The sequence below is a fragment of the Cetobacterium sp. genome (assembly GCF_051658645.1).
Lineage (GTDB): Bacteria > Fusobacteriota > Fusobacteriia > Fusobacteriales > Fusobacteriaceae > Cetobacterium_A.
On the sequence record NZ_JBOFMZ010000012.1, the window covers coordinates 14,533 to 29,122 of the forward strand.

14 protein-coding genes are annotated in these 14,590 nt (G+C 28.6%); 9 read left to right on the top strand and 5 right to left on the bottom strand.

Features of this window, described 5'->3' with window-relative positions:
- Positions 1–46 precede the first annotated feature (46 nt).
- The 8 genes from ACRCZX_RS00485 to ACRCZX_RS00520 all read left to right on the top strand — a co-directional run bounded on the left by ACRCZX_RS00485 (position 47) and on the right by ACRCZX_RS00520 (position 8,589).
- Positions 47–616 (top strand): 3'-5' exonuclease, encoded by a 570-nt coding sequence (locus ACRCZX_RS00485; RefSeq protein ID WP_438580992.1) that lies wholly within the window; start codon positions 47–49, stop codon positions 614–616.
- A 1,076-nt stretch (positions 617–1,692) separates the two neighbouring features.
- The gene (locus ACRCZX_RS00490) at positions 1,693–2,967 is read left to right on the top strand and encodes a histidine-type phosphatase (protein WP_438580993.1); all 1,275 of its coding nucleotides are present in this window, start codon (positions 1,693–1,695) and stop codon (positions 2,965–2,967) included.
- A 22-nt stretch (positions 2,968–2,989) separates the two neighbouring features.
- Positions 2,990–3,910: a phosphate/phosphite/phosphonate ABC transporter substrate-binding protein gene (locus tag ACRCZX_RS00495; protein WP_438580994.1), complete on the top strand. Its 921-nt coding sequence runs from the start codon at positions 2,990–2,992 to the stop codon at positions 3,908–3,910.
- A gap of 45 nt (positions 3,911–3,955) precedes the next feature.
- Entirely contained in the window at positions 3,956–4,705 is a 750-nt protein-coding gene (gene phnC / locus ACRCZX_RS00500; RefSeq protein WP_438580995.1) for a phosphonate ABC transporter ATP-binding protein, read from the top strand.
- On the top strand, positions 4,689–5,552 hold the full coding sequence (gene phnE / locus ACRCZX_RS00505) for a phosphonate ABC transporter, permease protein PhnE (RefSeq protein ID WP_438580996.1): 864 nt from the start codon (positions 4,689–4,691) through the stop codon (positions 5,550–5,552). Before phnC ends, phnE begins: the two co-directional genes overlap by 17 nt.
- Complete coding sequence (locus ACRCZX_RS00510) at positions 5,553–6,356, top strand: PhnE/PtxC family ABC transporter permease (protein ID WP_438580997.1); 804 nt, start codon at positions 5,553–5,555, stop codon at positions 6,354–6,356.
- Between the two features lie 5 nt (positions 6,357–6,361).
- Positions 6,362–7,234 carry an MBL fold metallo-hydrolase gene (locus ACRCZX_RS00515; protein WP_438580998.1) on the top strand — a complete coding sequence of 291 codons (873 nt, stop codon included), beginning with the start codon at positions 6,362–6,364 and terminating at the stop codon, positions 7,232–7,234.
- Positions 7,231–8,589, top strand: coding sequence for a CehA/McbA family metallohydrolase (locus ACRCZX_RS00520; protein WP_438580999.1), 1,359 nt, complete (start codon positions 7,231–7,233; stop codon positions 8,587–8,589). The genes ACRCZX_RS00515 and ACRCZX_RS00520 overlap by 4 nt, the downstream gene beginning before the upstream one ends.
- A 157-nt stretch (positions 8,590–8,746) precedes the next feature.
- Here ACRCZX_RS00520 and ACRCZX_RS00525 read toward each other — a convergent pair whose 3' ends face one another.
- The 5 genes from ACRCZX_RS00525 to ACRCZX_RS00545 form a co-directional block, all read right to left on the bottom strand.
- Entirely contained in the window at positions 8,747–10,177 is a 1,431-nt protein-coding gene (locus tag ACRCZX_RS00525) for a 6-phospho-beta-glucosidase (protein ID WP_438581000.1), read from the bottom strand.
- A 25-nt stretch (positions 10,178–10,202) separates the two neighbouring features.
- Positions 10,203–12,056, bottom strand: a complete 1,854-nt coding sequence (locus ACRCZX_RS00530; protein WP_438581001.1) for a beta-glucoside-specific PTS transporter subunit IIABC — start codon at positions 12,054–12,056, stop codon at positions 10,203–10,205.
- A gap of 194 nt (positions 12,057–12,250) precedes the next feature.
- Complete coding sequence (locus ACRCZX_RS00535; protein ID WP_438581002.1) at positions 12,251–13,093, bottom strand: PRD domain-containing protein; 843 nt, start codon at positions 13,091–13,093, stop codon at positions 12,251–12,253.
- Between the two features lie 226 nt (positions 13,094–13,319).
- Entirely contained in the window at positions 13,320–13,586 is a 267-nt protein-coding gene (locus ACRCZX_RS00540) for a zinc ribbon domain-containing protein (protein WP_438581003.1), read from the bottom strand.
- A gap of 182 nt (positions 13,587–13,768) precedes the next feature.
- A complete protein-coding gene (locus tag ACRCZX_RS00545; RefSeq protein ID WP_438581004.1) occupies positions 13,769–14,047 on the bottom strand; it encodes a DDE-type integrase/transposase/recombinase in 279 nt (92 codons plus the stop codon).
- Between the two features lie 37 nt (positions 14,048–14,084).
- Between ACRCZX_RS00545 and ACRCZX_RS00550 the strand changes: the two genes are divergently transcribed.
- Positions 14,085–14,429, top strand: a complete 345-nt coding sequence (locus ACRCZX_RS00550; protein ID WP_438581005.1) for a transposase — start codon at positions 14,085–14,087, stop codon at positions 14,427–14,429.
- Positions 14,430–14,590 lie beyond the last annotated feature (161 nt).

The window sequence follows — 14,590 nt, forward strand, 5'->3', positions numbered from 1 at the left end:
ACAAAAGCTTAAAATTGAAATAAAATATATAAAGTAGGAGATATTTATGAAATTACTATACTTAGATACAGAAACAACTGGATTAACAGATAACTCTGCAATTGTTCAAATAGCGGGAGCTATAGAGATAGATGGAGAGATAGTTGAATGGTTTAACGTTAGATGCCGTCCACACCTAGGAGCTGAAATCTCTCAGAGTGCTTTGGATACAATTGGATTTCAAATTGAAGATTTAAATAAAGAGCAATCTCCAGAAGATGCTTTAAAAGAGTTGGAAACTATATTTTTGAAATATGTAGATAAGTATGATAAAAATGATAAATTTATAATGGTTTGTCACAACTATCCTTTTGATTTTAGAATGTTGTTTAATTTTTATAATCGATTAAATAATAAATTCTTAGGAAGCTTTATTAATTATAAATTGAATGTTTGTACTTTAAATTTAGTGAAAACTCTTCAAGTTATAGAAGTTTTACCAATTTTAGAAAACAACAAATTAGAAACTCTTTGTAAACATTTTGATGTTTCTTTGGAAAATGCTCATGATGCCTTAGAAGATATTAAAGCAACAATCATTGTTTATAAAAAAATAACAGAGTTATTAAAAAAATAACTACATCCATAATTAAGAAAAAAATCTTGAATTTTTATTTATTATGATCTTCTAGTGTTTAGTCTTTTGGCAAACCACGGTATCAGAGTGAGCGAAGCCGAGACTTATCCCCTTGTAAAAGAGGAAAAGACATAAACAAACCACGTATAACGTCATTCGATCGCATCTGACTGAATCTAAATGCTTTTCAGCTCATCTAATACTTGCCCTAGATGATATGTTCTTAACCCTTGTATTAGTTAATAATGAACAACTTTAGATACTCCCTAAATCAAGTATCACTCCAAGCCTTTTTTTGAGAGTAGCTTTCACTCTTGCAACAATTCATAAGACGGCTTATACGTCTACTGATTAGTGCCTATCAGCTCTAAAATATTTTAGAAATTATATTAGTTATAATTACAAGTAAACAAAAAAGGTTATCATAGAATTGAATGATAACCTCAATATTTTACAAGTATTTTAGATTTCTTATAGACAAACTTCAATAAATTTGTTATAATAATTTAAATTAGTTGCTTGATATGTCAGTATCATTCAATTAAGGTTCTGAAGAGTTTGCCGACTTTTCAGGACCACTTTTTTTTATCTAAAAATATAATAACATAAACTATAGTCTAAAGTCTAGTAATAATTTTAAAATGGACCCTATGTCAAGGGCATTTTAAAAAAGAAAGTTAAATATTTAAAAGCTGATTCTTGTATTGTACAGGAGTCAGCTTTTTTAGATTACATTCTTGTACTAGCACAATCAATTCGAGATATGCCAATAATATGAACATCAAAATTGGCCTCTTAAATATTATTATACAAAAAAGCCCCTACAAGATAGACTCGCTTTTTTTACGTGTCCATTTTAATTAAGTTTAGAAGCTTTCTTTTTATTAAAAATAATTTTTTCATCTCAATTTTGTAAAATATTTATGTTAAGAAAAATCCTGTAAACGGCAATTTTTTTTGTTACAACTAACAGCTATATATAAAATAACAAATCTTTTACACAAAATTAATCTTCTATTAACATTTATACCTTATAATATTATGTAATAAAAAAATTATATAAGAGGAGAAATTGGATGAACATTAAAGCAACTTTATTTTCAATTGTGACTTGCACATCAATCACTTTAGCAGCAGATTTTGAATATCTTGGTACAAAACAACCTTATAATTTTGAAAAATCAATTGTTACACCTACTCCTGTTGGATACAAGCCTATTTTTATCAATTACTTAGGAAGACATGGATCCAGACATCTTTCTTCACCTAAATACGATATATCTGTTTTTGAACTACTTTCAATAGCTGAAAAAGATGGTGAAATAACAGCTGAAGGTCTTAATCTGAAAAAAAAAGTTGCTAAAATTATTGAAATAGAAAAAGGAAATTACGGACTTTTAACTCAAGTTGGAGCTACAGAACAAAAGGAAATTGCTAAAAGATTCTATGAAAATAATAAAGAGATATTTGGAAAAGATATTATTGCTAGTTCTACATATGTTGAAAGAGCTCAACAAAGTAGAGATGCTTTTTTAGAAGAGCTATCAAAATATACACCATCAACTAATTTCAAAATTTCAACAAATACTAAAAAAGATAATATTTTAAGGTTCTATGACCTTTCACCTGAGTATGAAGAGTTTGTAGATAATGGTGATTGGAGAAAAGATGTTGAAAAATATTCTAAAACTAAAGATTTCAACAACGAAGTTTTAAGTAAATTGTTCTCAAAAAAATTTATTGAAAAAATAGAAAAAGGAGAGTTTAAATTAAAAGATGCTAAAGGTAAAACAGTTTTAAAAAATCCAACAGATGCTGTTAGAAATATCTACGACCTTTATATTATTCAATCTAATATTGGAGTAGATTTAGGAATTGGAAACCTTTTCTCTAAAGAACAACTAAAGTGGTACGAAGAAGTAGATAACTTATATGATTTTTATGAAAAAGGACCTGGAAAAACTGGAAATGATATTGCTACTACAATCGCATTACCTCTTTTAAAAGATTTTATTAAGACTAGTGACGAGGCTCTTCTTAATAAGAATATCAGTGCTAATTTAAGATTTGCTCATGCTGAAACAATGATTCCGTTTATAACGCTTTTAGAAATTAATGGAATGGCTGTTAAACAAGATAAAATTGAAGATGTTTATAAAACTTGGTTAGGTAGAGAAGTATCAGGAATGTCAACGAACGTTCAATGGTTATTCTATAGCAATGATAAAAGTAATGTTATAGTTAAAATGCTTCACAACGAAAAAGAGGTTAACCTACCTATCAATAGTTCTATGAAGCCATATTATAAATGGGATGACGTTAAGAGTTTCTACGAAACAAAATTAAAATAATTTATAATTTGGAGGAATTAAATTGAAAAAATTTGAAAAGATACTGACATTTGGTTTATTAGGAACATCTTTATTTGTATCTGGTTGTGGAAAAAAAGATAGCAGAGAACAAAAATTAGTTATAGCTTTTGGAATTGACGAAGACCTTGAGATGAAAGTGAAAGCTAAAGATCAATTTTTAAAAGATTTAGAAGCTAGTGTTGGAATGAAAGTTGAATGGTTTGAACCATCTTCTGATATGGCTTTAAGAGAGTCTTTAAGAGCTAAGAAAAACAGAACGGATATTGCATATACTGGTGCTATGCCTTACTTTATAACTTCTCAAAGAACGAAGATTGAGCCTCTTGTTTCTTTTGCCAAAGATGGAAAAAAACAGAACTGGGGAAAATTCTCATATTTCATAACAAGACCTGATACAAATATAAATGGTTTTACTAAAGAGGATTTAATAAATCCAACTAGACCATATACTTTTGCTTATACAAAACAATCGTCTGGTTCAACTTATCTTTGGCCAGTAAATGATCTTATCAGTAGTAAAATTATAAAAGATACAAATGATTTCAACACTAAATTTAAGCCTTATGAAACAGGTTCGACGACAAATACTGTTAGAGCTTTACTTGATAAAGATGCTGATATTGGAGTTATCTCATCAAACTCATACATAAAGAATAGAAAATTCTTTACTCCAGATAATCATAAGATTATCTATAAGAGTTCTGTTATTCCAGATAATTTATGGCTAATACAACAAGATTTACCAAAAGAGTTAAAGCAAAAGTTAGAAAATTTCTTCTTGAATTATAATGATCCTAGCTTTATGCAAAACTTCTACGGTAAAAAAGATGGAGAGCAACATATAAAAGTAGAGCTTAAAGATTTCGATATAATTGAACAAGTTATGAAAAATCTTAACTTAATAGAACTTAGTACAGATTAATTATATAAAAATAGTAAATAACTTTAGTTAGTGAAAGGGAGAAAAATGGAAAATATAGTTTCAATAAAAAATGGTAACAAGATATATGATAATAAATTTTTAGCTTTATCTGATATTAATTTAGATATAAAAAAAGGTGAATTCGTGGCTATTATAGGATCTTCTGGAGCTGGTAAATCAACTCTTTTGAGAACTATCAACTCAATGAACCCTCTTTCTAGTGGAGCAATTATCTTTAATGGAAAAGATATATCTAAAATATCTGGTGGAAATCTTAGAAAAGTGAGAAGAGAGATGGGAATGATTTTCCAACACTATAACTTAATCGAAAGACTTTCAGTTGTTCAAAATGTTCTTCATGGAAGACTGGGTTATATGACAAATCTAAAAGGTTTCTTTGAACTTTATTCTGAAGAGGATAAAATAAAAGCTTTAAATATATTAAAAAGATTAGGTCTTGAGGATCATTGTTATAAAAAGGCATCAGAACTAAGTGGCGGACAAAAGCAAAGAGTTGGAATATCTAGAGCTCTTGCTCAAAATCCTAAACTTATATTAGCTGATGAACCAATAGCAAGTTTAGATCCTAAATCATCTGAAGTTGTTATGGAAACTTTAAAGAACATCTGTGTTGAAGATAATCTAACATGTATTGTTAACCTTCATCAAGTTGAATTTGCTAAACAATATGCTACTAGAATAATTGGGATGAATAAAGGAAAAATTATTTTTGATGATATTCCTGAAAATCTTACAGAAGAAAAGATAGGTGAGATTTATGGACAAAACATTTAATATATCTTTTATCAAACCATCTAATATTTTTAGTAAATCGTTTACAAATGTTTCAGCTAAAGAACTTTTTAAATCACTTATCAAGTTCTTTAGTGCTAAAACTGATTTATTAGTAATTGGAGCGATCTCTCTTATTTATCTTTTAATTGCACAAAGAATAGAGTTCTCTTTTTCATTATTTTTACAACAACTTCCTGAAGCTGTATTTTTTATCACTGAAGAGATGCTTCCTGTAAACTGGGAAAGTTATAGTGATTATTTATCTCCACTATTAGACACTTTCTGTGTTGCTATCATTTCATTAGTTTTTTCATCTGTTATATCTTTTTTACTTGGATTTTTGTGCTCAGAAAAGACTATGCATATTAAATGGGTTAGAACTACTGTTAAAGGTTTTATGGCAGTTATTAGAAACGTTCCCAACATTATTTGGGCTCTTATGCTAGTTCCTGCTTTTGGAGTTGGAATTACAACTGGAGTTATCGCTTTAACTGTTGGAAATATTGGAAGTATGACCAGATTTTACTATGAAACTATAGATGAAGTTGATTTAGAACTGCTAACATCTTTAAAAGCAACTGGAATGTCATACATACAAGTTATTAGATTTGGTGCTATTCCCCAGGCTCTTCCAGGCTTTATTTCTTGGACTATTTACTCTCTTGAAAACAATATTAGATCATCATCTATAATTGGATTAGTTGGAGCTGGTGGAGTAGGTATGTACATCAGTAACAATCTAAGTTTAATGAAGTATAAAACTGCAGCTATGGGAATTATCTTAATTGTTGTTTGTGTTATTATCACTGAAATAATTTCTAATATTTTAAGAAAGAGGATAATCTAAATGAATAAAAACTACTTTGGAAAAATCAAAATTAAAGACCATGAAACTGATAAATTCTTAAATAGAATCATGTTAAGTATAATACTTCTATTTATTTTCTCATTATTTAAATTAAATCTAGATTTTTATAGATTTTCTAGAGGAATGACAAGACTTGGAGGAATTTTAGCTGATTTTGGAAGACCTGATTTAAGCGTTTTTAAATTTGTCTTAATAGCTGTTTGGGAGTCATTTGAAATTGCTTTTATAGCTACTCTAGTTGGAATGATTTTCTCTATTCCCCTTGCATTCTTAGCTGCGGGGAACACAACACCTTGGAAACCGTTAGCTACTGGAATAAAAGCTTACTTGTCATTTATAAGAGCTGTTCCATCTTTAATCTGGGCAGTTATATTTGTTTCTTCAATAGGACTTGGTCCTTTTTCTGGAATTTTAGGATTATCTGTACACACTGTTTCTTATTTAACAAAAGCTTATTTACAATCTATTGAAGATTTAGGGGATGAAAATATTCTAGCTATTAGATCAACTGGTGCTTCTTGGCTTAATATTATAAAAGCTGCTGTTGTTCCAAACATAAAAAGAGTCGTAACTGGTTGGACAGCTTTAAGATTTGAATCTAATATGGCTCAATCATCTGTAATAGGGGTAGTTGGAGCTGGGGGAATTGGATATATAGTTTCTAAATTTATAAAAGCATATGATTTTAATGCCGCTGGAACAGCTCTTATAACATTAATTACAATATCAGTGTTCGTTGAAGTTTCTGGAGCACTTTTGAAAAAATATACAGAAAGAGGTTAATTAATATGAAAACTATTTTTTTAGGAACTGGATCTGCAAGTGGAATTCCTGATCCATTTTGTTCTTGTGAGTATTGCAAAAAAGTTAGAGAGTTAGGAGGGAAAAATCTAAGAAAAAGATCCTCATTTTTATTAGAGGATCGAATTTTACTAGATTTTTCTCCTGATATTAGAACTCAAATCATAGAAAATAAAATAGATTTTAATAACATAAAGGGAATTATTTTATCTCATACTCATAACGATCACTTAGATATCCAAGAGTTGATAAAAATAAAAGATCCTATTCATATTTTTGTTAATGAAACCTCTTATGAATGGCTTAACTCACAAATCAAATCTGGAATTAAACCAAAACATCTAGCTAAATTAGCTGAAAGAACACAACACCTAAATATTATACCTATAAAAAACTTTCAATCTTTCAAATTTGAAGGGTTTAAATTTACTCCAATAGAAGCTCGACACACTGGTCTTAATACTGGGGAGTTAGGGATGAATTTTATAATTGAAGATAAGTATAACAAAACTAGACTTCACGCATCTGATACAGGCGTTTACTCTGAAAAAACATTTGATTTTATAAAAAAATATAGATTTGATAGCATCGTTGTTGAATGTACTTTCTTAGACTGTAATAAAGATAATGTTGACCACTTAGATTTAAGAACCCTAAAAGAAGTTTTGACAAAGCTTCAAAGTTTTGACTCTATTAATTCTAAGACGCCTATTATTATAACTCATTTTGGGCATGATCCTATGAAAACTCATAAAGAGATTGAAGAGTTAGTTAAAAAATTACAATTTAATATCTCTGTTGCATATGATTCTATGGAGTATATTAATCCTATTTTAAGTAATAATGGCGAAAATTTATGATTTTAAATGGAATATTTACAGAAAAAGAGTGTGAGGTTTTAACTTTCAATTTAAACTTTAGAAATATTAAAAAAAATATAATTTTATTTTTAAAAAATTGTCCAGATGAACATTTTCCTGTAACATTAAAAGACCCAAATGGAAATATTAGAATCTTAACAACTTTTAAATCTAAAGAAAAAATTTTCTATAGTGGTAAAAGTTTTGAAGAGAGCTCTAACTGCTCTCTTCCTGGTGAACTTATGGATGGTATTTGGAAACTTGAAATAACGAAACCTTATGCTTTTAGGGGGATGTTTGTTTTAGAAATTTTAAAAAATGTTGATATGAATAACTCTTTATCTTTTATGGATATATCTAAATTTGATTTTGAAAAACAGTTTTCAAAAAAAAGTAGATGGTACAAAGGAGAGCTTCATGCTCATACAAAGTTTTCAGATGGGTTACTCGATTTAAGAAACTTGCCAAAAGGTATTGAAGAGTTAGGTCTTGACTTTGTATTTCTAACTGACCATAATGTTGTTTCAACAAAAACTCCATTGACTAACTCTCCAATTATTCCCTCAACTGAACTTACTCTGATGGAGAATGGGCATTTTAATTTTTTAGGCTTAAAAACTCTTCCTGATTATTCAGCTTTTTTAAAAGGAAAAAAGGTTAGAGCAGAGATTTTAAAGATCATATTTGAATGGGCTAAAAAACAAAATGCTTTGCTTGTTATGAATCATCCTTTAAATGATACTATGGGAGTGAATTATAACCTCGATTTAAACAGCTTTGATTTAATTGAAGTTTTAAACTCTCCATATAACGAACAAAAAACTCAATTTAATATTGATGCTTTAAAAGCTTTTGATGGTTTATTAATGAATGGTTATAAAATATTTGCTGTTGGTGGAAGTGATTCTCATACTGATTTCATTCATAAAGATTCAAGTTTTTTAGGAAGACCTTTAAATTATGTTCATATGAATGGATTTTCTGTTAATAATTTACTTCAAAGTTTAAAAATTGGAAAAAGTTATATTTCTACAATTGGAGAATTAGATTTTTCTTTTTATGAAATATCTGATAAAAACGAAAAAAAAGAAATTTTCTTTGGGGAAACTTTAAATCACAACCTTATCGAATTGAATCTTTCAGCAAATGAAAATATAATTTGGAAATTGATTGTTAATGGCGAAATACACTCTGAAGTTATTGGAGATAAACTTCATATTAAAATTTCTCTTCCTAAAGATAGTTATTTTAGGATAGATGGGTACAAAAATAACGACATATCTGTTATTACAAATCCTATATTCTTTGGAGAGATTTTAAAGACAGGTAAAGATTGGTTGAGTATTAGAAAATAAATTTTTTAGTGACTTAAGATATGGAATTATTACTTTGCAAGGATGATTTAAATTATTGCATTGAACTTTTTTTAACAAAAAAAACTATCTAGGCATTGATTTTATTAACTTTTAAAGATGTTTTATCTATGCCTAGAATGTATGGGTATATTTTTATTTATATATTTTCTCCATTTGCTGCTATAACATCTTTATACCAATAGAATGATTTTTTTCTGCTTCTTTCTAAAGTTCCAACACCATTGTCATCTTTATCTACATATATAAATCCATATCTTTTACTCATTTGACCAGTTCCAGCACTAATTAAATCTATACATCCCCAAGGTGTATAACCTATAAGCTCAACACCATCCTTGATTCCTTCTTTCATCTGCTCGATATGAAGTCTTAAATACTCTATACGATAGTCATCATTTATGCTTCCATCGGCTTCGACTTTATCAACTGCTCCTAGTCCATTTTCTACAATAAATAAAGGTTTTCCATATCTATCATATAGATCATTCATTGTCACTCTCAGTCCAACTGGATCTATCGTCCACCCCCATTCTGATTCTTTTAAATATGGATTTCCTAAAGTTTTAAATGCATTTCCAGGTTTTATATTTTTCATAACCTCAGGATCAGCACTTTTTAGTCTACTCGAGTAGTAACTAAAACCTATATAGTCAACAGTATTCTCTTTTAAAATCTTCTTATCCTCATCAGTTATATCTAATTTTATTCCCATCTCTTGGAATAATCTTTTTGAATATCTTGGATATTCACCTTTCGATTGAACATCTATAAAGAAGTAATTTTCTCTATTTGCAGCTTGAGCTACTAAAATATCATCAGGATGACAAGTATTTGGGTATACTGTTCCTGCAGCTAGCATACATCCAATCATATTTTCAGAATCTATTTCATGACCAATTTTTGTAGCTAATGCACTTGCAACAAGTTGATAGTGTGCTCCTTCATACATACATTGCTCTCTGTTTTCTGTTTCTTCAAAAACAAGCCCTCCCCCAAAAGATGGGATGTGAAGAATCATATTTATCTCATTGAATGTCATCCAATATTTTACTTTTCCTTTATATCTATTAAAAAGAACTTCACAATATCTTGTATAGAACGCTATCAATTTACGATTCTTCCATCCACCATATTTTTTTGTTAATTTTAGTGGAGTATCAAAGTGGTTTATTGTAACTACGGGCTCTATTCCATTTTTTATAAGCTCATCTATTAATGAGTCATAGAACTTTAATCCCTCTTCATTTGGTTCTAAATCATCACCATTAGGAAAAACTCTAGCCCAACAAATTGAAGTTCTTAAACATTTGAATCCCATCTCTTTAAATAATTTTATATCCTCTTTATATCTGTTGAAAAAATCTATTGAAACATGCGAAGGATAATAATCATAAGTTGTTTCTAAAGTTTTTCTCACATCTGCTAGCGCTTCTTTTCTAATTGGAATACCACCTGGTAGTATATCCACAGGAGACAATCCTTTTCCTCCCTCTAAATATGCTCCTTCACACTGGTTAGCAGCAATAGCTCCTCCCCATAAAAAGTTTTCTGGTATTATTTTTTTCATAACTCTCCTCCTCATATAATTCTTTCTATGCTAACACTAATATATTTTCTCCAACATTTACTTTTCCAAATTTTGAAACTATTACTTCTGCATAATCACTCGAATTAGTAATAATAACAGGAGTAGAAATATCAAATCCTTTTTTCATAACTACATCTCTATCAAATCTCACTAAAATATCTCCAGCTTTTACTTTTTCTCCCTCTTTTACACAAGATTCAAAATGCTTTCCATTCAATCTCACAGTGTCTATTCCAACATGAATCAAAATCTCAGTTCCATCTTCTCCCTCTAATCCAACAGCATGTTTTGTTGTAAAGACTGAACTAATAACTCCATCTACAGGTGAATATATTTCTCCAACTTCAGGTATTATAGCATACCCTTTTCCTAAACTTTCGCTTGCAAAGGCGTCATCTTTTACAGTTGATAATTGAATAACTTCCCCTTTTGCTATCGATTTAATTTGAATAGCTCCATCTGCAGGTAACTCTTTTTTTATGTTATCATTTTTAATAGGTTCAGAATCTTCGTTTGGAATATCTTCAAACCCTATTATAAATATTGATATAAATGCTGTTGAAAAAGCTATTGCACAAGCTACTGCAGCGTGAATTATATTCATAGGTTTTATTTCACTTATAAATATTGGTAATGATGCTAGTCCTGGAATTCCTGTTGAAAAACGCACAACTCCCATAATTCCACAATATAGTCCTGCCAAACCTCCACCTAACATTACTGATATAAGAGGTTTTTTCAATTTCATTGTCACTCCATACATAGCTGGTTCTGTTATTCCTAAACAAGCAGTAAACCCCGCACTTCCAGCAAGTTGTTTTAAATCTCTATTTTTAGTTTTTAATGCAACAGCTAGAGTTGCTCCTCCATGAGCAACATTCGAAACTAACATTCCTGGTCCAACAACTGTATCAAATCCATTTATAGCTAACTCATTAAATCCTATTGGAATTAATCCATAATGCATTCCTATCATAACTAATAACGGTGTTGTTCCTCCAACTATAACAGGAATTAACCACGGAGCAAAGCTGTTAATTTGTTCTACTCCTAAAGCTAAACCTTCTCCTGCAATTGATCCTAATGGTCCTAGCAATAAGAAGCTAAGTGGAGCCATTATCAATACAGTAATTAAAGGTTTAGAAAAAAATTTGATAAACTTAGGTGAAACTCTATCTGCAAACTCCTCTACAAAAGACATAATATAAACAATCATTATTATTGGTACAACAGATGAAGCATAGTTGACAAGTCTTAAAGGCATTCCTAAAAAATAAACCACTTCTTTTGAATTAACTAATGATAAATAGTTTGGATGAATTAAAGCTCCTCCAATTAACATACCCATATATGGATTACATTTAAATTTCACAGCTGATGTATATCCTAAAACTACTGGGAAAAAGAAAAACGCTGCATCTGCTACAAAATTAAATATATAAAATGTTTGACTTTCTTTACTCAAAAATCCAAAAGTTGTTGCCAATACCAAAACTGCTTTTAACATTCCTGCTGCTGTAAGAGGTGGAATAATTGGAGTGAATATTCCTGAAATAACTTCAAAAAATCCTACAATTCCTCTTTTTTTCTCAGAAGATTCTCCTTCAGTTTCAATAGCTCCTACAATTTTCAGAATCTCCTTATAGACTTTTGAAACTTCACTTCCAATAATAACTTGAAATTGGCCATTACTGTCGGCTATTCCTATAACTCCCTTTGCAACTTTAATTTTATCTACATTAACTTTTTTAGCTTCTTTTAAGTTAAATCTCAATCTTGTTGCACAATGAATTACATTTGAAATATTTTCCTTTCCTCCAACATTTTCTAGAATTAACTTTCCTAACTCTTGATACATAACCCATTCCTCCATTTAATTTTTTATAAATGGGTCTTGCCTGTTTTATAGAAAATAAAAAACCTAAGTAAATAGAAAAATGAATCTCTATCTTACTTAGGTTTTGCCTTCTCACAGTAACAATCCTGTTTTATATTTTTTTTGTTTGATTTGTAATTTATATTAACACATTATTTTTCATACGTCAAACTTTTTCAGTTTTTTTCGTTCTTAATTTTTACAATTTGTAGAGTTAATAAGACTCTTTCATCTATATTTAATATTTTTTTATATTTACGTTCTATAAATTCTGTTATCTTTTCAACACAGTAATATTCTCTTGGAAAACTTTTAGTAGTTGCAATATATATTTCATCATATTCTCCAATATCTTTAATGATTTTATTATTTATAACTTTCTGTGCTAAAAATTTAATGTTATTTATAAAATAATAATAAGACTGAGTTTCTTCATCTAAATCTAGTAATAGATTATATTTTACAATATTCAAAATTTCATTAATCAATTTTGTTATATCAATTACATTTGGAATTGTTTCTTTCAACTTAGCATTGATTATATGAGTCGCAATAAAAGCTGCCTCATCTTCTGGCATTTGAATTTTCAATTCATCTTTTATAACCTCTAAGGCATAAAGTCCAACTTCAAACTCCTCTTTATATAGCCTTTTTATATCCCATAAAAGTCCATTCACTAATTCACCTGAAGCTATGAACCTATCTACAGATCTGTAGATATGGTCTGCTATTCCTATGTAAGTTATATCATTCAACTCCTTTTTAAAAATATCATTTGTATGCCTAACAATTTTATCCGTTATTCTGATATACTCTATTGGTATCTCATCTAACAAAACTTGAATTTTTTTCTTAGTTTGATTGTCGGAAGATATAAAAATTTTTTCAATTAAAGCTTCATCTAACATATCACCAATCTTTTTCTTAAATGCTATTCCACACCCAACAACAATAATCTCTTTCTCATCTATATTTTCTGAGATTGCAACATTGTTATTCAATATTTTTTTTATTTTCACTGTTCCCCACTCCATAAAAAAATTTGTTTTCCGAAAGTATAGCATACTTTTAGAAAAAAAATCAGTTATTTTTTTAGGGAAAATTAATATTATATTCTCAAATTGTTTTGATTACAGTATAATCAATGATATTCTTCATGTAGATATTATTTTTTGCAAATTAACTCAAATAATATAAGCTAAAAAAAGAGATATATAATAAAAGAACATATTATAGTTTTCTTTTTTAAGAAACTCTATAATTACTTAAATTTATACTCGTATTTAAATCTCTATCCATAATATGACCACATTCACATTTGAAAATTCTATCAGAAAGTTTTAAATCTTTCTTAATAGCTCCACAATCTGAGCACGTCTTAGAACTTGGATAAAATCTTGGTACTTGTATAAATTCAATCAAATTAAATTCAGCTTTATATTTCATATAAGTTATAAATTTATAGAAATTTTGTTCAGCTATAGACTTTGAGAGATGCTTATTGTTCATCATACAAATCTTCCATTACAATTCTAGATGGCTTGGTTTTCACTATCTCATTAGTAATTCCATGAAAATTATTGTTACGAATATTAGAAATTCTTCTATAAACGAGCCTTATTATTTTCTCAAATAATATTTCTCACTCTTAATATTTCCAAAAAAACTTCCACTGGACCATTATCTATACATTTTCAAACTCTTGACATACTATGAGTTACTCCTAATCTTTCTAGAGTTTCTTTGTACTGTAAAGATGTAAATTGAGCGCCTCTATCACTATGTAGAACAGCATTTTTAAGAATCTCTTTTGTATATGAGTTTTCTAACACTTTCAGTACTAATTCTGTATTTGCTTTATTAGAAAGTGAGTATGATAAAATTGATTTATCATACAAATCAAAAGTAGCACACATACATATATTTTTCAGCTGTAAATCTAATTTTTTTAGACATATACTACCAACTTTCATATTTTTATTAAATGTTGATAATATATGTGTGCCCTATATGGGTATCATATCAAATAAGTACAAAACTGGTTTTTATGTTAATTCAGATAAAAAAATTTATTTAACTCTTTCTATAGATCAATTCATAGGAAGATTATTATTGCATATTCCTCCCAAAGATTTTAAAATGATTAGAAGATTCGGACTTTATTCAAGAAGACATAAAAAGAAAAAACCCAAGAAAATTAAGCTTTTTAAAGACAAAATTTCTTGGGCTGAACATATTTTTAAAACTTTTAAGATGAATCCATTAATTTGCCCTAAATGCAACTCTGATCTTGTTCTTTTAGAAATATTCCATATTAAATACGGTGTGATATTTCCAAAAGCTAGTTCTTCTTAATACGTTGACTCAAATAACTATTCACCCGCACTACACTTGCGGTATTTTCACAACTTTGAGCTTTCACATTATTATACTATTTTTTTTGTTCTATCTCAAATATTTTAATATTTTTTTACCAAATTTTTTTCTACAGTTTCCTTATATAATAAAAACAGTAA

Bases quoted from the DNA above. Each gene is read 5' to 3' on its own strand.
- ACRCZX_RS00485 (WP_438580992.1), top strand. From the start codon at position 47: ATGAAATTACTATACTTAGATACAGAAACAACTGGATTAACAGATAAC.
- ACRCZX_RS00490 (WP_438580993.1), top strand. From the start codon at position 1,693: ATGAACATTAAAGCAACTTTATTTTCAATTGTGACTTGCACATCAATC.
- phnC (WP_438580995.1), top strand. From the start codon at position 3,956: ATGGAAAATATAGTTTCAATAAAAAATGGTAACAAGATATATGATAAT.
- phnE (WP_438580996.1), top strand. From the start codon at position 4,689: ATGGACAAAACATTTAATATATCTTTTATCAAACCATCTAATATTTTT.
- ACRCZX_RS00510 (WP_438580997.1), top strand. From the start codon at position 5,553: ATGAATAAAAACTACTTTGGAAAAATCAAAATTAAAGACCATGAAACT.
- ACRCZX_RS00515 (WP_438580998.1), top strand. From the start codon at position 6,362: ATGAAAACTATTTTTTTAGGAACTGGATCTGCAAGTGGAATTCCTGAT.
- ACRCZX_RS00520 (WP_438580999.1), top strand. From the start codon at position 7,231: ATGATTTTAAATGGAATATTTACAGAAAAAGAGTGTGAGGTTTTAACT.
- ACRCZX_RS00525 (WP_438581000.1), bottom strand. From the start codon at position 10,177: ATGAAAAAAATAATACCAGAAAACTTTTTATGGGGAGGAGCTATTGCT.
- ACRCZX_RS00530 (WP_438581001.1), bottom strand. From the start codon at position 12,056: ATGTATCAAGAGTTAGGAAAGTTAATTCTAGAAAATGTTGGAGGAAAG.
- ACRCZX_RS00540 (WP_438581003.1), bottom strand. From the start codon at position 13,586: ATGATGAACAATAAGCATCTCTCAAAGTCTATAGCTGAACAAAATTTC.
- ACRCZX_RS00545 (WP_438581004.1), bottom strand. From the start codon at position 14,047: ATGAAAGTTGGTAGTATATGTCTAAAAAAATTAGATTTACAGCTGAAA.
- ACRCZX_RS00550 (WP_438581005.1), top strand. From the start codon at position 14,085: ATGGGTATCATATCAAATAAGTACAAAACTGGTTTTTATGTTAATTCA.